At 44.5% G+C, this 19,509-nt stretch carries 14 protein-coding genes; 11 read left to right on the top strand and 3 right to left on the bottom strand.

Annotation, left to right across the window (positions count from 1 at the left end):
* Positions 1 to 56 precede the first annotated feature (56 nt).
* From KSW37_RS08690 to KSW37_RS08680, 3 genes are all read right to left on the bottom strand, one after another.
* Positions 57 to 2,456: an ABC transporter permease gene (locus KSW37_RS08690; protein WP_217743441.1), complete on the bottom strand. Its 2,400-nt coding sequence runs from the start codon at positions 2,454 to 2,456 to the stop codon at positions 57 to 59.
* Positions 2,457 to 2,534: 78 nt separating this feature from the next.
* Complete coding sequence (locus KSW37_RS08685) at positions 2,535 to 3,788, bottom strand: efflux RND transporter periplasmic adaptor subunit (protein WP_217314090.1); 1,254 nt, start codon at positions 3,786 to 3,788, stop codon at positions 2,535 to 2,537.
* A 56-nt stretch (positions 3,789 to 3,844) separates the two neighbouring features.
* Complete coding sequence (locus KSW37_RS08680; RefSeq protein WP_254368595.1) at positions 3,845 to 5,188, bottom strand: TolC family protein; 1,344 nt, start codon at positions 5,186 to 5,188, stop codon at positions 3,845 to 3,847.
* Positions 5,189 to 5,419: 231 nt separating this feature from the next.
* On the opposite strand from KSW37_RS08680, the gene KSW37_RS08675 reads away from it, so the two are divergent.
* From KSW37_RS08675 to KSW37_RS08625, 11 genes are all read left to right on the top strand, one after another.
* Positions 5,420 to 5,611 carry a hypothetical protein gene (locus tag KSW37_RS08675; protein ID WP_217314088.1) on the top strand — a complete coding sequence of 64 codons (192 nt, stop codon included), beginning with the start codon at positions 5,420 to 5,422 and terminating at the stop codon, positions 5,609 to 5,611.
* A gap of 389 nt (positions 5,612 to 6,000) precedes the next feature.
* Entirely contained in the window at positions 6,001 to 7,821 is a 1,821-nt protein-coding gene (argS, locus tag KSW37_RS08670; protein ID WP_217314087.1) for an arginine--tRNA ligase, read from the top strand.
* Between the two features lie 153 nt (positions 7,822 to 7,974).
* The gene (locus KSW37_RS08665; protein ID WP_117727337.1) at positions 7,975 to 8,448 is read left to right on the top strand and encodes an RNase H family protein; all 474 of its coding nucleotides are present in this window, start codon (positions 7,975 to 7,977) and stop codon (positions 8,446 to 8,448) included.
* Between the two features lie 112 nt (positions 8,449 to 8,560).
* The gene (locus KSW37_RS08660) at positions 8,561 to 9,118 is read left to right on the top strand and encodes an RNA polymerase sigma-70 factor (protein ID WP_217314086.1); all 558 of its coding nucleotides are present in this window, start codon (positions 8,561 to 8,563) and stop codon (positions 9,116 to 9,118) included.
* A 41-nt stretch (positions 9,119 to 9,159) separates the two neighbouring features.
* On the top strand, positions 9,160 to 10,170 hold the full coding sequence (locus KSW37_RS08655; protein ID WP_217314085.1) for a FecR family protein: 1,011 nt from the start codon (positions 9,160 to 9,162) through the stop codon (positions 10,168 to 10,170).
* A 120-nt stretch (positions 10,171 to 10,290) separates the two neighbouring features.
* Positions 10,291 to 10,902: an HAD family hydrolase gene (locus KSW37_RS08650; protein WP_217314084.1), complete on the top strand. Its 612-nt coding sequence runs from the start codon at positions 10,291 to 10,293 to the stop codon at positions 10,900 to 10,902.
* A 279-nt stretch (positions 10,903 to 11,181) separates the two neighbouring features.
* On the top strand, positions 11,182 to 14,580 hold the full coding sequence (locus KSW37_RS08645; protein ID WP_437183118.1) for a TonB-dependent receptor: 3,399 nt from the start codon (positions 11,182 to 11,184) through the stop codon (positions 14,578 to 14,580).
* A 13-nt stretch (positions 14,581 to 14,593) separates the two neighbouring features.
* On the top strand, positions 14,594 to 15,991 hold the full coding sequence (locus KSW37_RS08640) for a RagB/SusD family nutrient uptake outer membrane protein (RefSeq protein ID WP_217314083.1): 1,398 nt from the start codon (positions 14,594 to 14,596) through the stop codon (positions 15,989 to 15,991).
* Positions 15,992 to 16,005: 14 nt separating this feature from the next.
* A complete protein-coding gene (locus tag KSW37_RS08635; RefSeq protein WP_217314082.1) occupies positions 16,006 to 17,466 on the top strand; it encodes an outer membrane protein assembly factor BamB family protein in 1,461 nt (486 codons plus the stop codon).
* Between the two features lie 13 nt (positions 17,467 to 17,479).
* Complete coding sequence (locus tag KSW37_RS08630) at positions 17,480 to 18,529, top strand: hypothetical protein (RefSeq protein WP_118065170.1); 1,050 nt, start codon at positions 17,480 to 17,482, stop codon at positions 18,527 to 18,529.
* A gap of 1 nt (position 18,530) precedes the next feature.
* On the top strand, positions 18,531 to 19,430 hold the full coding sequence (locus tag KSW37_RS08625) for a glycerophosphodiester phosphodiesterase family protein (protein WP_153086216.1): 900 nt from the start codon (positions 18,531 to 18,533) through the stop codon (positions 19,428 to 19,430).
* Positions 19,431 to 19,509: the final 79 nt, after the last annotated feature.

The raw sequence follows: 19,509 nt of genomic DNA, 5'->3' as shown, positions 1-19,509 counted from the left end.
TTTAATTTGGGCATACGCCCTTAAATCTGTATCATCTGTGAAAATCTGTGGGAGACTTATTCATCCTTGAGATACTTCACTGGATTACTATTCGCCACCTTGTAGCAGTTGATGACGACGGAAAGCCCGATGATGACGAGCAAGATGATGGTAACGCCGATAAACAACAAAGGCGTCATCATAATCTTCTCGCTAAACGACATCAGCCATTGTCTGGCTATCAGCCAAGCCCCCAAATCGCCCACGATGATGCAAGGCAAGGCAATCTTCATAATGTCCTTCAGGAAGATGCGAAGAATATCCTTCACCTTCGCTCCGTTCACCTTCCTTATCGCAATCTCCTTGCGGCGGCGGTTCACCTCATCACTCGTATAACCCACCAATCCGAAGAGGGCGATGATCATCGTTACGATGCCGGCAACCAAGATTCCGTTGCGGAAATTAAGCTGGGAAGCATACTGTGCCTTGAACTCGGATTCATAGTCGAGTACCGTCACCTTGTTGTGAGGATACATTGACTGCACCTTATTCCTCAACTCAGTTAAGGCATCTTCCGTCAGATTATTGAACTTGACAAGCATATAAGAAGCTGTCCAAGGAGCATAGAAATATACGTATGATATATTCTTGAACTCTGCGCCCTCAGAAGTAACTGTTCCATATTTGATATTCTTGACAACACCACAAATCGTCATCGTTTCATCCTCATTACAATGTGAAGAAATCCAAATTCGTTTTCCTACAGCCCCATCTTTCCAATGTCCGAGTGTAGTTAATCTCTTAGCCAAAGCCTCATCAATAATCACTTGGCGAGAACTGTCATTACGTTCTGTAAAGAACGAACCTTGCACAAAGTCGATTCCCATCATCCTGAAATAGTTGTCATCTACTCCCCCTGCATCATGGATAAGCTGTAACGACTTTCTATCATCTGGCAACTGCACATTATTTCCACTTACTGCATAGCTTTCCAACGGAAGAGAATAAGCAGATGCTACCTCCTTCACGCCCGGCATACGCTTGATTTCGGACAAACATCGACTGCGTTGATCACCATTGATAGCATCCACATGTACGATAGCCACATTTTCATAATCGTAACCAGGATCCATATTCACCATCAAGCTATACTGACAATTGACAACAAACAGCAAACTAAAGAGTAAGCCCGAAATAACGAACTGCACACCTAAAAGAGCTAACTTCCAACGGTTACGGTTTTCATTATATCCTCGGAATGCAATGGCAACGGGAATCTTATTGTAGAGCCAACCTGGAACCAATCCACCTACCAACAATACCAATAAACAGATGGAAACCAATATCCAACTGCCACGATTGAACACCAACGTACTTATAGGGGCAGAGAGGAAATTCTCGATGGTTCCCTTGCAAAGAAACACGAGAACAGCAGCAAGGATTACCGCCAACCCCACATGCACCAAAGCCTCGGAAAAGATGATGGCATGAATATTCTTTGGTTCTGCACCATAACATTTTCGGACAGCCATCTCACGAGAGCGAGTCACGAGATTTCCTACGATGATAAGCAGATAGTTCATCACGGAAGTGAAGAGCAACACGAAAGCTATAATGCCTAAAATCCATCCCATCATCTTGATATAAGAATTCTGGGTAAACACCTCGCTGAGTATAGTAAATTCATAGTCAAGGGTGAATCCTGGCGTTTGAGTCGCCTCTGCAGTAAAATGGTCTTTCTTCATTTTTTTGATGTAAGGACGAAGTTCACTTATCTCATGTCCTTTTGCCAAACGGATGTAAGAGAAATAGTTGTCATTTCCCACCCATTGATTTCTGCCATCATAGCCCCAAAGGTCTCCTATACTGCATAAAGATACCAAAATTTGTCTGTTATGTAGAGATGCGCCCCAAGGAAAGCTCTCGAAAATGCCACCTATAGTGAATGTTTTGCCTGGATATTCAGGAATAGTAAAATGCTTGCCTACCACATTTCCTCCTATTTGCTCTGCCAATTTGGAATCAATCATGCAATATAGCGGACGAGATAAAGTTTCCTTTGCCTTTCCCATCAATATCTTTTGCGGGAAAATATCAAAGAAACAACTGTCTGCCATCAAAACGTTAGCCTCCATGCAGTTTTGATTTTCCAACTTGCATTGTTCTTTATCCATATCAACAAATCTTGTAGCAGCTTCTACCATTGGAGCATAATCCTTCACACCAGGGGCAATCGCTCCAGATGTCTGGTTAAAACTAAAAGGTTTACTACCATTGAAGCTTGGCATACTGCCCACTTCAGAAATCTGATACGTCCTTTCCCAACTAGGGAAATACGTATCGTAAGTCTGCTCGAAATAAATCTCGGCAATAATTACCGAACTGATTGCCAATCCGAGCGCCAGACACAAAATCTTCACGAAATTGTGCTGGCCCCTTCGCGGCAGATTCTTGAATGCGTTAATAATATAATTCATATCAAATATCCTGTTTCAAGGGCGTTAGCCCAATTTATCACTAATCACTACTAACTAATCATTACTAACTAATCACTACTAATTAAAAACTAATACATCATTATCCTTATAGGCCTCGTAGCCGCTAACGATAACCTGCTCGCCCGGCTCCAAGCCCTCAATTACCTCATAATACTGAGGATTCTGGCGACCGATGGTTATCTTTCGGCGATAAGCCTTCTTGCCACTCTTGTCTAATACAAAGATCCATTGACCGCCCGTTACACTATAAAACGTGCCCTTAGGGATGATTATTGCCTGCTTAGACTGGCCGAGCTGCAAATCTACATAATAAGTCTGACCGGTTCGGATGTTGCTAGGGCGAACGCCCTTAAAAATGAAGTCGATGCGGAATCTGCCATCTCTTACCTCGGGATAAACCTTGCGAACCTGCAGGAGATAATGCTTGCCGTTCTGGTCGAAGGTAGCAGTAAGTCCCGGTTTTACCCGGTCGATGTAATGCTCATCTACCTGCGCCTGCACCTTGAAATCGCTGAGGTCGTTGATGACTCCTATCTTCTGTCCGGCAGAAATGCTCTGTCCCAACTCCACATCGAGCAAACCGATTTCGCCCGAAATGGTGCTGCGGATGTTCAGCTTCTCCTTGCGCTGGCGAACCAGTTGCACATTCTTCTGCATGGCTTCCAGATTATCGCCCATCTGCTCCATCTGCGAACGGCGCAACTGGGCATCCTTCTTCAATCGCTTGCTGATGAGCGCATGCTTCTTGACGGCAAGGTCGTAATCTTCCTTTGCCTTGAGATACTCCTCGCGCGAATTGAGTTCTTCCTTGTGCAACGCCTCCTGATGCTGATAGGAACGGCGCTTGGTAATGACATCCTGCGAAAGCGAAAGTTCCTCGTTGCTATTGTTCAGACGGTCCTGCTCCATCGAAATCTGGGTGTTGCGAAGCATGTCCTGCTTTTCGGCAAGTTCGCTCTCGGCATTCAGAATCTCCAGATCGAGATTCGAATTGCTCAGTTTCACGATCACATCGCCCTTGTTCACGTGGGCGCCTTCATCCACCACTTTCTCCAGAACGATACCGCCTTCCTCGGAACTGATCTGCACCACGGAGATAGGAACCACCTGGCCATCCACCGAAACATAATCGTTGAACTGCGCCTTCTCCACGGTTCCGATGCTCAATCCCTTCCTGTCCACCTTCAGGGTGGAAGAGAAATTGCCCAATCCCAACCAAATGAGGACTGCGATCAAAACCGCTCCTCCGCCAATCCATGCCCAGTACTTGCGAGGCACGAGATATTTTTTCTTTTCTATCTTTATATCCATAATTTAAGTGAAGAGTGAAGAACGAAAAGTGAAGAATTCACTTGCATTCTCCATGTTTATTTAATTAAATTTTCTCCCTGATAATAAGCAACCAGCCTCTGTTTGATAATGAGCAGCATCTGCATCTGGAGTTCCTTGATTCTGCTTTCCAGAAGCGTCTGGGCTGCGGTATGAAGATCGAAGGTGGAAAGCATTCCTTCTTCAAACTTCCGGCTCGACATGTGATAGGCGAGCGAATCAGAGGCAACCTTCTTCTGCATCTGATGCAACTCCTTGGCGTAACCCTCTGCATCCATTACCGCCTGGGCTATCTGGTCGTGAAGCTTGCGACGGGTTTCCTCCAGATTCACCTGCGCCAGTTGCCAGTCGTTGCGTGCCTTCTTCACGCTGTGCCATCGGTCGCTATTATAAATAGGTATGGAAAGGGTCAACGCGAGGTATTCGCCCTGGTTGTTGCGAAACTGCGAGGCAAAACCATCGTATTGCCCTTTCTGAGAGAGATTCTTATAATAGTTGGTAGAAATGCCGCCACCGAGAGAGAGTGATGGCAGCAATCTGCCTTTTGCTATCTTGTAATCATACCGTGCCCGCTCCACTTCGTATTCTGCCGACTTTAAATCGGGAGAGATATTCTGAAAGCCCTGGAAAATGGCTTCGGAATTTGTATAAGAAGCTGAAACCTCTTTATTTTCTGCCTTTAGCTTCAGATTCCGCTCTTCAACTATCTGGATTTTCAGTTCTTCATCCACCGGAAAATTCATCGCGGATTTCAAGGCGAGCAGACTCTGTTTTGCCACATTCTCCTGATGAGTAAGATTGTATTCATCTTCTGCCACCTGCGATTCCATCTGCACCACATCCGGGCGCCCCTTCTCGCCCAGTTCATACAGGCGCTTCATCTTATCCAGCATCCGCTTGCTTTCGTTCAGTTTCTCGCTTGCTATCTGAATGCTTGCCTCAGCATAGGCAGCATCCACATATTTCTGCATCACGTCGATGGCTCTATCGTCCTGAATCTTCTGCATCGCCGTGGCAGAATAATCCCGACTCAGCTTAGCCTGCTTCAAGGCGTTGATGGTGGCGAAACCATCGAAGACATTCAGTTCGGCATAAAGCTGATAGTAGTTGTTGAATGTCGTTACATTATTATAAGTATTGGTTTCCGGGTCGATGTTTCGTCCCCAGGCATACTGTCCCTGCACGCCTCCCGATACAGTTGGCAGGAATCCTGCCACAGCATGCTGGTAATCCTGCTTGCGTTGGCGGGCGTTTACCACCTCACGCTTCACCTCCGTGGCGTGCTCCACGGCGTATTTCATGCAGTCGTCAAGGCTCCAGCTCTGTGCCGAGACGCCAGCCGCCCAGACCAGCCACCCTATCAATATTCCTATTCTTTTCATAATCTTCTTCATTTTGGTATGATTAGGACAAGAGCCGTGCCAAAATAGAACTTCTCCTGATAATCAAGCACTTAGACAAAAGCCCTTATCAAGCAAGCTGTCTAATAATTAGACACAGCCGTCTAATTGTTGGACAGAGTTTTGTAAGAAAAAGACAAAAAAGTTTGGTATTTCCAAAAAAATGCAGTATCTTTGCCATCATAAAATAAACAACGAAACGAGATAAAAATTATGATGACAATCGAAGAATACAGAGCAGCCATCTTGCAGGCTTTGCTCGAAACTAAGAACGAGGACGGCACTCCAGCCATTACTCCAAAGGAAGCACAGGAAGCACTCAACGGATTTACCGACGATGAGTTGCAAGACGGAATCCTATGGAATTCGCCCGAAGACGTGGCAGCTATTATCCTCGAGGGGTAATTCACGGAAGCAAAATCCAACATCAAGAAATGAAGTTAAATCCAACTATCAAATGATACGAAAAGGAGTAGAGACTTATTCATGGTCTTTGCTCCTTTTTCGCTTTTTCTATCTACTTTTTTCGTTTTTAGTTCCGTTTCTCTTTCCTTTCTTCCTAGAATCCTCTTATAAAAAGCCTCCTTCAAAAGCCTTGTAAGACTTCTTTTCTGTTGCAAAAGCAATAAAAAACTAAAGAATGCGACAAAAAACAAAAGAATGTGCTAACTTTTCTTTCACAATTCAATTATTATTTGTAAATTTGCAGCCGCATAAACGGAAAGGGAACTTGCAAATCCCTCTTCAATCAGTTTAGAAAGATAATTTTACCGGTAAAAAAGATATATTAAATAATGAAGATAGAAAACGAAATCATCAGCTCTGTCATCGCCGCGGTGAAGGAGCTTTATGGTCAGGACGTGCCAGAGAAGATGGTAGCCCTGCAGAAGACCAAGAGTAATTTCGAAGGTAACCTTACCCTCGTCGTATTCCCATTCCTCAAGATGTCAAAGAAAAAACCTGAGGATACAGCACAGGAAATCGGCGAATACCTGAAGAAAAACTGCGCTAATGTTATCGCAGACTTCAACGTGGTAAAGGGTTTCCTCAACCTTTCTATCGCTCCTGCCGCTTGGGTAGGACTCTTGAACACCATCAACGCTGACCCTAAGTTTGGCGAGAAGCCAGTTACAGAGAACAGCCCGCTCGTCATGATCGAGTACTCTTCTCCTAACACCAACAAGCCTCTCCACCTCGGTCACGTCCGCAACAACCTCCTCGGCTGGTCTCTGGCTCAGATTATGGAGGCTAACGGCAACAAGGTAATCAAGACAAACATCGTTAACGACCGTGGTATCCACATCTGCAAGTCTATGCTCGCCTGGCTCAAATGGGGCAATGGCGAAACTCCTGAAACTTCTGGCAAGAAGGGCGACCACCTCATCGGCGACTACTATGTAGCCTTCGACAAGCACTATCGTGAGGAAATCGCAGAACTCAAGGCTCAGTATATGAAGGATGGCATGGACGAGGAAGCTGCCACAGAGAAAGCTAAGGTAGAGGCTCCGCTGATTAAGGAGGCTCACGAAATGCTCGTGAAGTGGGAGAACAACGACCCTGAGGTTCGCGCTCTCTGGCAGAAGATGAACAGCTGGGTTTACGCTGGCTTCGATGAGACTTACAAGATGATGGGTGTAAGTTTCGACAAGATATATTATGAGTCAAATACTTACCTCGAGGGTAAGAAAAAGGTAGAAGAAGGATTGGAGAAGGGTCTCTTCTTCCGCAAGGATGACAACTCTGTTTGGGCTGACCTCACCAACGAGGGTCTCGACCAGAAGCTCCTGCTCCGTTCTGACGGTACTTCTGTTTACATGACTCAGGACATCGGTACTGCCGATCTCCGCTTCAAGGACTTCCCTATCGACAAGATGATCTACGTAGTAGGTAACGAGCAGAACTACCACTTCCAGGTGCTCTCTATCCTGCTCGACCGTCTCGGTTTCAAGTGGGGCAAGGACTTGGTTCACTTCTCTTACGGAATGGTAGAGTTGCCTAACGGTAAGATGAAGAGCCGCGAGGGAACCGTAGTAGATGCTGATGACCTGATGGCAGAGATGATCAAGGACGCTCGCCAGACAAGCGATGAGCTCGGCAAGTTCAAGGACATGAGCGAGGAAGAGCGCCAGGAGATTTCACGCATCGTGGGTCTCGGAGCGTTGAAGTACTTCATCCTCAAGGTAGATGCCCGCAAGAACATGCTCTTCAATCCAGAAGAGAGTATCGACTTCAACGGCAACACAGGTCCTTTCATCCAGTATACCTACGCTCGTATCCGCAGCATCATGCGCAAGGCAGCAGCCGAGGGCATCGAAATTCCTGCAGAGTTGGGTGCAGATGCTCCTATCAACGAGAAGGAGATCGACCTCATCCAGAAGATGAACGACTTTGCTACAGCTGTAGCTGATGCCGGCAACAACTACAACCCTGGCGGTATCGCTAACTACTGCTATGAGTTGACCAAGGAGTTCAACCAGTTCTATCACGACTACAGCATCCTGAATGCAGAGAGCGAGGCTGAGAAGATTACCCGTCTGGTTCTTGCAGCCAACGTGGCTAAGATTCTGAAGAACGGTATGTCTCTGCTCGGCATCGAGGTTCCAGAAAGAATGTAATATATACATAAGATATAATAACCTACAATTTAAAAATAAAAAAATATTGACTATTTGACATAATGAGCATGGCCCTGGAGCTCGACTCCAAGGTGCATGCTCATTTCAGTTTTAGCCAATCCTTTTTGTTTTCCAACCCCAAAAAGAAAAAAGATGAATAAAATGCCCGTAAATCCTCCTTCATGGAGAAACGATACCGTTTTGCCTCTACCCAACGAGGTAAGAGCCAACGCTTGGGCTGTGGATGCCGCCTGTTCCGGCAATCCCGGTCCGATGGAATACCAATGCATCGACCTTCAGACCGGTGCCCAGGTTTTCCACTATGGTCCTATCCACGGCACCAACAACATCGGTGAGTTTCTCGCCATCGTCCATGCCCTCGCCCTGATGCAGCAGAAGGGCATTACCGACAAGATAATTTATAGCGACAGCGTGAATGCCCAGCTATGGGTAAGCAAGAAACAATGCAAGACCAAACTGGAGCGCACTCCCCAGACCGAACAGCTCTACCAGGTCATCGCCCGAGCCGAAAACTGGCTCCGCACCCACCCCATCAACATACCTATTATAAAATGGGAGACGAAGAAATGGGGCGAGATTCCAGCCGATTTCGGAAGAAAGGGATAAAAAGGACATTTTTATGTGCCTTTCCCGAAATAATGCCCGCAAAAGCTTGCAATTTCAGATATTTTGTTTAATTTTGCAGCTATTATCGTATTAAACATACATAATCGCAAGAATGGAAATAGAAAAAGAAACAATATTATTAATGTCGAAAGGAGACAAGAAAGCATACGAAACGATGTTCCGCAGGTTCTATCCTAAGGTACACCGTTTTGTGGCCATGCTCTTGAAAAACGAAGATGATGCTGATGACGTCAGCCAGCTCATCTTCTTAAAGGTATGGAACAAACGCGAGAAGTTTGCCGATATCCAGGACTTCGATTCCTACCTCTTTATTTTGGCAAAATATACTGTCATCAACTATATTTCCTCCAAGCACATCATCCCAATAGATATTGACAGTCTGCCAGACAGATACGCCAACGAATCTTCGCCACATGACGATGTGGTGGCAAAGGATACCCAACTGCTCATCGACATGGTGGTAGAAAGCATGCCGCAACAACGCCAGCAGATTTATCGCATGAGCCGCGAACAGCATCTCAAGAACGAAGAGATAGCCCAGCGCCTGGGTATTCAGAAGAAAACGGTAGAAAATCATCTTAACCTAGCTCTTAAAGAAATTAAAAAAGCCTTATATTTGATGATTTTGTTACCTTGCCATTGGGTGTAACACCATTGAAACATGTCTTAAAAATAAATGAAGTTTTTATTATGGCAACAAAGATAAGGGATATCATAGATTATTATAGCGGGCACAATGTGCCGGATGAAATAAAAGAAAGGGTATTAGATAGGATTTCCAATACACAAGACGATAAAGAGGCGAACGAGGCATTTAGAGAATTATGGGACAAGGCTGATTCAGCCTATATGGAAGAAGAAGAAATTTCTGCTGCATACAACCGCCTCTTCGAAACAGAAGAAACAAGAGAAATAAAAAAGAAAAAATCGCTTCGAATCTTCAACTTTGCCAAACTGGCTGCCGTCTTCGTACCGCTGCTGATGCTGATTGTATTCGGCAAGCTCTACGTCCAGATGAACAACCAACTCAAGGATGCAAAACTGGCAACCATGCTCCAGGAGCATACCATCAACGAAGAGAGCAAAGTCATCGCCTTGGCAGACGGAACGAAAGTAAGACTCAGCCAGAGTTCCGTACTCCTCTATCCTTCCTCTTTCAAGGGAGCAGAAGAACGCAAGGTTTTCCTGTCGGGAGAGGCATTCTTCGACATCAGGCATGATGATGCACAGCCGTTCCACGTCAGCACTCCTCATTTCGAGATTACCGACTTGGGCACCTCTTTTACGGTTTCATCTTATTCAAATACAGATGAAGTATCTGCCACACTCAAAACCGGCAAGATTGAACTCCGCATCATAGGTCAGGAAAACAAGGTCTACAACATGAAGCCTAACGACCAGTTAGTATATAATGTAAAGACCAAGGCTGTAAACCTCCGCAAGGTTTCGGCCGAAGAAGATGGTACAAGCTGGCGCAACAAGGAGATTGACCTGAACGATGTAACGCTGGCAGAAGCTGGTAAGATTCTGGGTAATGCATACGGAGTGAAATTCATCTTCCGTTCAAAGATTCACCAGAACACGAAGGTTACAGTTCATTTCAACCGTGGCGAGACCCTCTCGGGAGCCATGTCTGTCCTGAAGAACCTGGTTCCTGGTCTGGAATATGAAGTGAAGAAAGATGAAGTAATCATCAGGTAGGCATATATTATAATAGGTAAACAAAAGGCGCATTATGTAAAAATGATGCGCCTTTTTTCATAAAAGAGTATCTCTGCACGGGATATGAAAACAGAAATAATAACATAAACGGGAAATATCATGATAAAGAATTTGATTTTTGATTTTGGAAAAGTACTCGTAGATTACGAATACTTTGAAACGCTTGACCAGATTTTCAAAACCCACGAACAGGCTGAAGAATTCTATCATCTCCTGATAGACGGCAAGTGGAACGAGAATATGGATCGCGGAGATTCTTTCGAAGAAACCTTCTGCAAGATGCAGCAGATCATGCCGCAATATAAGGAAGAAATAGCAACCGTAGCCCAGCGCTTTAACGAATTTGTAAGGGGCGAGAAGGAAGGAATGCGCACCTTGCTGACCCAGTTGAAGGCAGAAGGCTACCACCTTTACGGACTTTCCAACTGGTGTACCAAGGTTCACGAAACGATGGCCCAATATCCCATCTTCCAACTTCTGGAAGGACAGGTGATTTCTTCAGAAGAGAAAATCATCAAACCCGATAGGGCTATTTATGAAAGAATCTGCCAGAAATACAATCTGAAACCGGAAGAATGCCTTTTTGCTGACGACAGGATAGAGAATGTAGAAGCCGCCCAGCGTTTCGGAATGCAGGCCATCTGCTTTGAGGATGCAGAGCAGTACGAGCGGGAATTGAGAAAAATTCTGTCTGAGGAAAGAACGAAGTAAGTTCTGATTATCAAAAGCATTACTGCTATTTCCATACCCAAAGCATTACTTTTTAAAAAAAATCAAGGCTCTAAATTAGTAGCAAGAAATGCTAATTTAGAGCCTTCATCTTATGTATTTATAATTTCCAAAAGAAGAATTTTATAGGGTGTTTGCGAACACAAGATATTTTTTTTCAGAAAAACTTCATTTTAACAGTTTTGTAATTGGGTGTAACTCTCTTTCCCGTTGTCTTCAAGACGTAACAAGCAAATTATTATTAACTTAAAAAGATAAAGTATGAATCTTAAACGAATCTCTGCGTCATGCTTCTGTTTGCTCCTGGCAGGCCAGATGACCCTTTCGGCTCAGAACGTCAGCTTCAGCTCAAACAAGGTAACGCTTAAGTCAGCTTTTGAGAAGATTGAAAAGGAATCTAAGTACAAGATTGCCTACAACTCCTCACAGTTGAATGCTAACCGTTCGGTTACATTAACCAAGAAAAGTGATGATGTCTTTGGTATGTTGAACCAATTGCTCAAAGGTACTAATTTTACCTATGAGATGGAAGGCAACTACATCGTCATCAAGCCTCAGCAAAAAGCTAAATCTCAGGCTCATGGCAAGAAAATCAAGGTACGTGGTGTAGTGAAAGACGAAACTGGCGAGCCAGTTATCGGCGCTACCGTCATGGAGAAGGGTACCACCACCAATGGTGTTGTAACCGATTTTGACGGCAACTATACCATCGAGATTCCTGCCGACGGTATGTTGGCAGTATCATACATTGGCTGCAAGGACCAGGACATCAAGGTGAATGGTCGCGAAGTAATCAATGTAAACCTGGCAGATGATAATAAGGTATTGGAAGAAGTTGTGGTTGTAGGTTACGGCGTGCAGAAGAAGCGCGACGTATCTACCGCTGTGTCTTCTGTCAAGGCAGAGGCTCTTGCCAACAATCCTTCTACCGACTTCCGTCAGGCCTTGGCAGGTAAGATGCCTGGTGTACAGGTAACTGTACCTAGCGGAGACCCAGAGGGTAGCGTAAGCATTCGCGTTCGTGGTGTAAGTACCGTCAACGCCGGTAGCGACCCTCTCTATGTAGTAGATGGTGTTCCTATGGAGCGTGGTTTTGCCAACCTGAACACCAACGATATTGAGTCTGTTGAAGTTTTGAAGGATGCTTCTGCAGCAGCTATCTATGGTAGCCGTGGTTCTAATGGTGTAGTTCTCGTTACAACCAAGAAGGGTACCTCTGACAAGCTCTCTGTTTCTTACGATGGTTATGTAGGTGTGCAGAACGTATCAAAGAAACTCGATATGATGAACGCTTACGAATATGCAGAATTCGTAAAGGATGCACGTAACAACGCATATCTTTCTAAAGTTCCTGGTGCATCTGCAAGTGACCCAAACAGCGTACGCCCTAAAGGTTACATGCAGATTGCAACCGATTTGTTCCCATATCTGGAGGGTGTTAAGGGCTTGACAGATACAGACTGGCAGGATGCTATCTTCCGCACAGCGATGACTACCGGACACAACATTTCACTTTCAGGTAAGTCTAACAGCGTCAACTATTTCGTATCAGGCAACTATATGAAGAAGGAAGGTACTATTATCGGTTCTGACTTCGAGAAGTTTGGTGCCCGCATGAATCTCTCAGGTCAGCACAAGCGCTTGAAGTTCGGTGTTAACTTCGCTCCTTCTTATTCTGTTTCTAATACAGTAGATGCATCTGGTGCAGGTGGTATTGTTCAATCAGCTTTGATGATGCCTCCAACCTTCCCTGTATACAACGCAGACGGTTCATATAACTTCCAGGGTAATGGATATTGGCGAATTGGTACAGACTATGAGCACAACGAGGTGATGAACCCTGTTGCGATGGCTCGCTTGCAGTCTAATGTTACCGACCGCATGTCTATTACAGGTAAGGCTTATGCAGAATTGGAACTGATAAAGGGGCTTTCCTATAAGTTGTCTTTGGGTGGTGATTATTATGGTGCTCATAATGATAAATATCGCCAGTCTGGTTTGCCTTTGAAGGGAAAGGACTACTATGATTCTCCTTCAAACCCAACAGGTTACAGCTCTTCCAGTTTCTTTTTTAACTGGTTGGTTGAAAATCAGTTGACTTACACAACAACAATCAATAAGAAGCACAACATTACAGCCATACTTGTACAGTCTGCTCAGAAAGAAACCAAGAAGACCGACAACGTAACAGCAACCGATTACCCTAATGATTACATCCAGACCGTAAATGGCGGTACGGTAACCAAGGGTGGTTCTGACAAGACACAATGGTCTATTGCTTCTTACCTGGCTCGTGTTCAGTACAACTACGAAGGACGCTACATGCTTTCTGCAGCCATCCGTACTGATGGTTCTTCACGTTTCGGTAAGAACAACCGTTGGGGTTACTTCCCATCAGCCTCAGCAGCTTGGCGTATCAGCGACGAAAAGTTCTTCAAGAACATAAAGGAGTTGTCTTTCGTTAATGATATGAAGATTCGTGCCAGCTATGGTGTAACCGGTAACTTTGAGATTGGTAACTACGACCATTTGGCAACCATGTCAACAGACAATTACATCTTAGGTACCAATGGAGGTTTGTTGCATTATGGTTATAAACCAGACAACATCAAGCGCGATGACCTGAGCTGGGAGAAGAACCAGATGATCAACGCCGGTATCGACCTTCAGATGTTTGACGGCTACATTGGATTCTCTGTAGACTATTACAATACCAACACTTCAAACATGTTGCTTTATGTACCAGTACCTCTGTTGACAGGTTACAGCACCTCACTTCAGAATCTGGGTAAGGTAAACAACCGCGGTTGGGAATTAGCTTTGACATCACAGCATACATTTGCTAATGGCTTCGGCTATTCATTTAATGCCAACTATGCCAAGAACACCAATGAAGTGAAAGAGTTAGGTCCTGGTAATGCGCCTATCATTTCTTCGGGTAGTGTAGGACACGCATATTATATTACAGAGGTAGGAAAGCCTATCGGTAACTATTACCTCCTGGTACAGGACGGCATCTTTGCTACAGAAGAAGACTTGAAAAAGTATCCTCACTTCGACAACACAGAAGTAGGTGACTTCAGATTCGTTGATGTTGACGGAGACGGCAAGTTGGATTTGGATAAAGACCGTACAATCTGCGGCAACTACATGCCTAAGTTCACATACGGCTTCGGCGGTAAGCTCTGGTATGCAGGTTTCGATATGGACTTCAACTTCCAGGGTGTATATGGCAACAAGATTCTGAACTTGAACAAGCGCTACCTCGACAATATGGAGGGTAACACCAATGGTACCAAGATTGCTCTCGACCGTTGGAAGAGTCCTGAGAATCCAGGCAGCGGTTCGGTAAATAAGGCAAACCGTAAGCAGACAGGTTACAACAGCCGTACTTCTACCTGGCACTTGGAGAGCGGTTCATACCTCCGTCTCCAGAACCTGTCATTAGGTTATACTTTGCCTCGTGCACTTACTCAGAAGTTTAAGGTTGAGAAGATGAGAGTTTATGTTTCTGGACAGAACCTCTTCACTATTACCAACTACAGCGGCTACAACCCAGAGGTAAATGCCCGTCCTTCCAAGAACCTGACTCCAGGTGAGGACTATGGTACTTATCCTTTGGCAAGAACATATATGTTTGGTTTGAATCTCACATTATAAAGAATATAGCGACATGAAAAAGATATTAGTATTAGCATCATTGGCAACCCTGCTCATGACCTCTTGCGGAGACAGCTTCTTCGATTTGGAACCAGCAAGCAGCGTAACCATTGACAAAGTATATAAGACTGCGAGCGATTATAATGTAGCAGTTATCGGCTGCTACGCAAAATTGCAGTCACAGGTGAATTTCTATACAGAATGCTGCGAGTATCGTAGTGACAATCTTTCTTTGGGCGCCCCAACAGCAGGTACCCAGGACCGTTACGATATCGACCATTTCACAGAGAAACCATCTAATGGAATCCTCAGTTCTTACTGGGCGAACTTCAACAACAACGTTTATCGTTGTAATCTCTTGCTCGACCAGATTGATGGTGCAAACTTTGCAGAAAACCTGAAGAAGCAGTACAAGGGCGAAGCGATGTTTATCAGAGCTTTGAACTATTTTAACATGTACCGCATTTGGGGTGGCGTTCCTGCTACCAAGCATGTAGTAAGTGCTGCGGAGGCTCTGAAAGTTGCGAGATATTCTGATGAGCAGATGTTCGATTTGATTGCCGGAGATTTGAAGGAGATTGTTGACAACAACTATCTTCCAGAAACTTACTCTTCTGCAGATATGGGTAGAGCTACCTCTGGTGCTGCCAAAGCTTTGCTCGGTAAGGTGTATCTTACTTTCCACAAATGGACTGAGGCTAAAGACATTCTTTCTCAGTTAATCGGAAAATATCAGTTGGTAAGCCCTATCGCCCAAGTCTTCGATGTGGATAACAAGAATAATAATGAGATTATCTTCGCCGTACATTTCAACAAGGAAATAGAGGGAGAGGGACATAGTTACTGGTACAATCTCACCAACGCATCTGATGATACCAACCAGACAAGTTCTCTGCTCAACACATTCCCTACAGGTGATGATCGCAAAGACCTCATAACATACGTACAGGTTGAGAAAAACGTTCGTTTGATGAATAAATTCTATGATACAAAGAGCCCTACCTTCAAGACTGTAGGTAATGATCAGATCCTTCTTCGCTACGCAGATGTTCTTCTGATGTATGCAGAAGCGCTCAACGAGATTCAGTATGATGCATCTGAGGGTTCACTTGCCCTGAAGTATCTCAACGCCGTAAGACAGAGAGCTGGCATTTCTAATCTGACTGTAAAACAGTTGCCTACACAGGAGAAGTTCCGCAAGGGCATCTTGGTTGAACGCCAGAGAGAATTCCCTTATGAGGGTCAGCGCTGGTTCGACTTGGTAAGAATGGGATTTGCAAAGAGCGTGATGGCTGAGAATGGTGTTGAAATCAAAGATTATCAATTACTCTTCCCTATTCCTCAGCAGGAGATTGAAAAGGTAGGCGACAAGTCTATCCTCTGGCAGAACCCTGGATATGACAACAATTAATAAACGGTTAAAACATGAAAAAGATTATATATTTGCTGTCTTTAGTGACAGTTTTTATTCTCGGTTCTTGTAGCGATGATCTTCCAAAAGCAAGTTGGGACATTTGCCAGGTAGGTACTTTGAACGCTACGGCACAAGATGAGAAGGTATTGTTGGAATGGGCTCCTATGCAGGGAGCCAACCCAACAGGTTATTTGGTCAATTGGACACCGGAAGTTGCTACATACGAAGGTGGTTCTGTAGAGTTGGATGCAAAGACTACCTCATATACTATAACAGGTTTGGTTAACAAGGTTACTTATACCATCACCATCCAGGCCATCTATGGCAACCAGCGTTCTATGATTTCTACAACAAAGGCAAGACCTGTTTCTGATACAGAGCCTTTCAAGGTTTGGTCTACAGATATGCCTAACGGTGGTATGGTGAAGACTGCAAATGCAGTATTCTCTTCAGACGGAAATACATTCTACTTGCCTTCTGCAGGTGCTACGGGTGATGTTACTGCTTTTGATGCGATGACTGGTACTGTGAAATGGACCGCTTCCATCCCTAAGACTACTTATGGTGGTGGTGTAGCAGTAGGCAAAGACGGTACTTTGTATCAGGGTGCTCGCAACGCAACCTTGTATGCTATCAATAGCGATGGAACACAGAAGTGGACATACGCTACAGGAGCTGCCAACAAGAATCTGGACTGTTTCCCTGCTGTAACTGCTGACGGACAGACAGTTTATATCCTTGATGGCGACAACATTCTCCATTCTATCAATACAGCTACTGGTGTTAAGAACTGGTCAGTTAAACTGGCTGGTACAAAGAACAAGGCTGGAGCTGTAGCTATAGACAAGACAGGCAATATCTATGTAGGTACACGTACTACTATTTATGGTTTCAAGGCCGATGGCACTCAACTTTGGAAGGTAGCCGGTAAGGTAACCGAAATCGGTTCTTTCGCTTTGGATGGCGAAACTCTTTATGCTGCCCAGATTGGTGGTGCAGGTTTGCTGGCTTTGAACACAGCAGATGGTTCTACCAAGTGGAACGTTGAAGCTGCGGGTGATATCTATGCTCCTATTGTTGACAAGAGCGGCAATATCTACTTTACAGACAAGGGTGGCAAGGCTCTCAACTCTGTAGATAAGGCTGGACAGTTGAAGTGGAAGTTTACTATTGATGCTGCTCCTACTTATTGCTTCCCTGTTCTCGACGATAAGGGAACTGTTTATTTCGGTAGCGGCGCCGGTCGCATCTACGCAGTAAACAGCGCTAATGGCGAGGAACTTTGGCACATGGACTCAGAAGGTACAGATAATAATGCCAAGATTATGTCTGGTATGACTATCGGCGAGAACCAGATGCTCTATGTTTCTTATATCGGCGGTAATGTTGCTGCTATTAAGATCTTTGCCGGCCCGGAGAAATCTACATGGAGCTGCAGAGGTGGTAATATTCATGGTACAAACCAATATTAATATTTGAATCAGTATGAAAAAGATATATTTATTCATCGCATTATTCGCTTGCGCCCTCTGCTCTTGTGGAAGTGACGAAGATGGAATGACTTATGCGCAGCCTGTCGAAATAGGTGAAACTACCGACATGAAGACTGCAAAAGAGGTGGCTGAAGCTTTGTGGGCTACTACTCCATTACAGCAGCAACCTCTCAATGCGGAAAGATCTGAAGTTCTAAAGAAGATACAGAAGATGGCAGACGACTGCACTTCTGATTTCTTTGAAAGCTACATTGCTTCTTTGGACCAGTCTGCTGAAATGAGAGAAAAGTACGACCCTATGCTGGCGTTCTACCGTTTGTCTCTGGATCATGTAATTAATGCCATCAAGACGACTACCGTTGAGAATGGTACTACATGCATCTGGCAGCTCTACAATATGGGTTACATCGTAAAGACTCCTACCACTTGCTTTGGTATTGACATCAACCATCGCTGGGCAGAGAAACTGGAGCCTTACCTGGATTTCCTCTGTGTTACTCACAAACACCAAGATCACTACAACACAGCTCTCATCAACGCGATGCTGAATGCAGGAAAGCCTGTTTATTCTAACTGGATAAAGGGTGGCTATACTTCTAAGGTAAATACCGATTACCAGTTTAATAACATCAAGATTCATGTGTCTATTACAGACCATAACAACTCTGGCTTATCAAACTTCGTTTCTGTATTTACTTTTGAATGTGGCGATGATAGTGGCAACTTCACAATGCTCCATACTGGCGACTCAAACTTCAAGGCTGCTCAGTATACCAACATTCTGCCACACGTTAATGTTTTGATTCCTCGCTACGCACCTAATGCGCTTACCGAGAACAACATTATCGGTACTGGTGCCGGTCAGACAAAACCTGACTATGTATTGCTCTCACACATTCTGGAACTTTCTCACGAAAGCGAGGAAGAATCTAGATGGAGTTTGAATTCTGCCTTAGAAAGAGCCAGCAAGCTTAACTGCGAGAACTCTGTTGTTCCTTTCTGGGGAGAAAAGTTAGTTTGGAAAGACGGTAAATTGAATTAAAATGAAGAAGATTTATATTTTATCTTTGTTGTGCATGCTCACTTCGGTGAGCTTTGCACAAAGCAATCTGAAAGAGATTCTTAAGAATTTCAACAAGCCAGCAAAAGAAAATGTTATGGTCGTTTCTCATCGTGGAGACTGGCGTAATGCTCCTGAAAACTCTATTCAGGCATTCCAGAACTGTATCGACATGGGTGTTGATATGGTTGAGTTGGACTTGAAGAAGACAAAGGATGGCGTTCTGGTTCTGATGCACGACAAGAAGATTGACCGAACCATGAATGGTAAGGGATTCCCAGAGAATTATACTCTTGATTCTTTGAAGATGCTCCGTCTGAAGAATGGTGTAGGATGCAAGACCCGCCATCAGATTCCAACATTCCGTGAGGTAATGGAACTCTGCAAAGGCAAAATCATGGTGAATGTTGACAAGGGCTACGACTACTTCGACGATGCCATGAAGGTTTTGAAGGAGACTGGTACTGTTGACCAATGCATCATCAAGGCTGAACTTCCTTACGAGGTGGTAAAGGCTGAGCATGGTGATGTTCTCGACAAGATGATTTTCATGCCTGTAGTTAACCTCGGTAAGCCTGGCGCAGAAGAGGTAATCGACGGTTACATCAAGAACATGAAGCCAAAGGCTTACGAATTGGTATTCAAGACTGATGATGCCAACACTCGCCGCCTGATTAAGAAAGTACGTGATAGTGGAGCAAGAGTTTTCATCAACACACTTTGGCCTGAGCTTTGCGGTGGACATGATGATGATCGCGCCGTAGAACTCAAACAGCCAGAAGAGAGCTGGGGATGGATTGTCGGTCAGGGAGCTAAACTTATCCAAACAGACAGACCTGCCTTGCTTCTTGATTACTTAAGAGCCAAGAAACTTCATAAATAAAATTCAATAGGTTTCGCTATATATTAATATTTAAGAAGGTTGTTGGTTTTAAGAAACGTTGTGCATGCTTACGGTGGTA

The organism is Segatella copri (assembly GCF_019127135.1).
Classification (GTDB): domain Bacteria; phylum Bacteroidota; class Bacteroidia; order Bacteroidales; family Bacteroidaceae; genus Prevotella.
The sequence above is the reverse complement of the archived record's forward strand: the minus strand, read 5'-3'. Positions and strand labels throughout refer to the sequence as shown.

What these genes read in the sequence shown, in the direction of transcription:
- KSW37_RS08690 (WP_217743441.1), bottom strand. Translation starts at nt 2,456, where the DNA reads ATGAATTATATTATTAACGCATTCAAGAATCTGCCGCGAAGGGGCCAG.
- KSW37_RS08685 (WP_217314090.1), bottom strand. Translation starts at nt 3,788, where the DNA reads ATGGATATAAAGATAGAAAAGAAAAAATATCTCGTGCCTCGCAAGTAC.
- KSW37_RS08680 (WP_254368595.1), bottom strand. Translation starts at nt 5,188, where the DNA reads ATGAAAAGAATAGGAATATTGATAGGGTGGCTGGTCTGGGCGGCTGGC.
- KSW37_RS08675 (WP_217314088.1), top strand. Translation starts at nt 5,420, where the DNA reads ATGATGACAATCGAAGAATACAGAGCAGCCATCTTGCAGGCTTTGCTC.
- argS (WP_217314087.1), top strand. Translation starts at nt 6,001, where the DNA reads ATGAAGATAGAAAACGAAATCATCAGCTCTGTCATCGCCGCGGTGAAG.
- KSW37_RS08665 (WP_117727337.1), top strand. Translation starts at nt 7,975, where the DNA reads ATGAATAAAATGCCCGTAAATCCTCCTTCATGGAGAAACGATACCGTT.
- KSW37_RS08660 (WP_217314086.1), top strand. Translation starts at nt 8,561, where the DNA reads ATGGAAATAGAAAAAGAAACAATATTATTAATGTCGAAAGGAGACAAG.
- KSW37_RS08655 (WP_217314085.1), top strand. Translation starts at nt 9,160, where the DNA reads ATGGCAACAAAGATAAGGGATATCATAGATTATTATAGCGGGCACAAT.
- KSW37_RS08650 (WP_217314084.1), top strand. Translation starts at nt 10,291, where the DNA reads ATGATAAAGAATTTGATTTTTGATTTTGGAAAAGTACTCGTAGATTAC.
- KSW37_RS08645 (WP_437183118.1), top strand. Translation starts at nt 11,182, where the DNA reads ATGAATCTTAAACGAATCTCTGCGTCATGCTTCTGTTTGCTCCTGGCA.
- KSW37_RS08640 (WP_217314083.1), top strand. Translation starts at nt 14,594, where the DNA reads ATGAAAAAGATATTAGTATTAGCATCATTGGCAACCCTGCTCATGACC.
- KSW37_RS08635 (WP_217314082.1), top strand. Translation starts at nt 16,006, where the DNA reads ATGAAAAAGATTATATATTTGCTGTCTTTAGTGACAGTTTTTATTCTC.
- KSW37_RS08630 (WP_118065170.1), top strand. Translation starts at nt 17,480, where the DNA reads ATGAAAAAGATATATTTATTCATCGCATTATTCGCTTGCGCCCTCTGC.
- KSW37_RS08625 (WP_153086216.1), top strand. Translation starts at nt 18,531, where the DNA reads ATGAAGAAGATTTATATTTTATCTTTGTTGTGCATGCTCACTTCGGTG.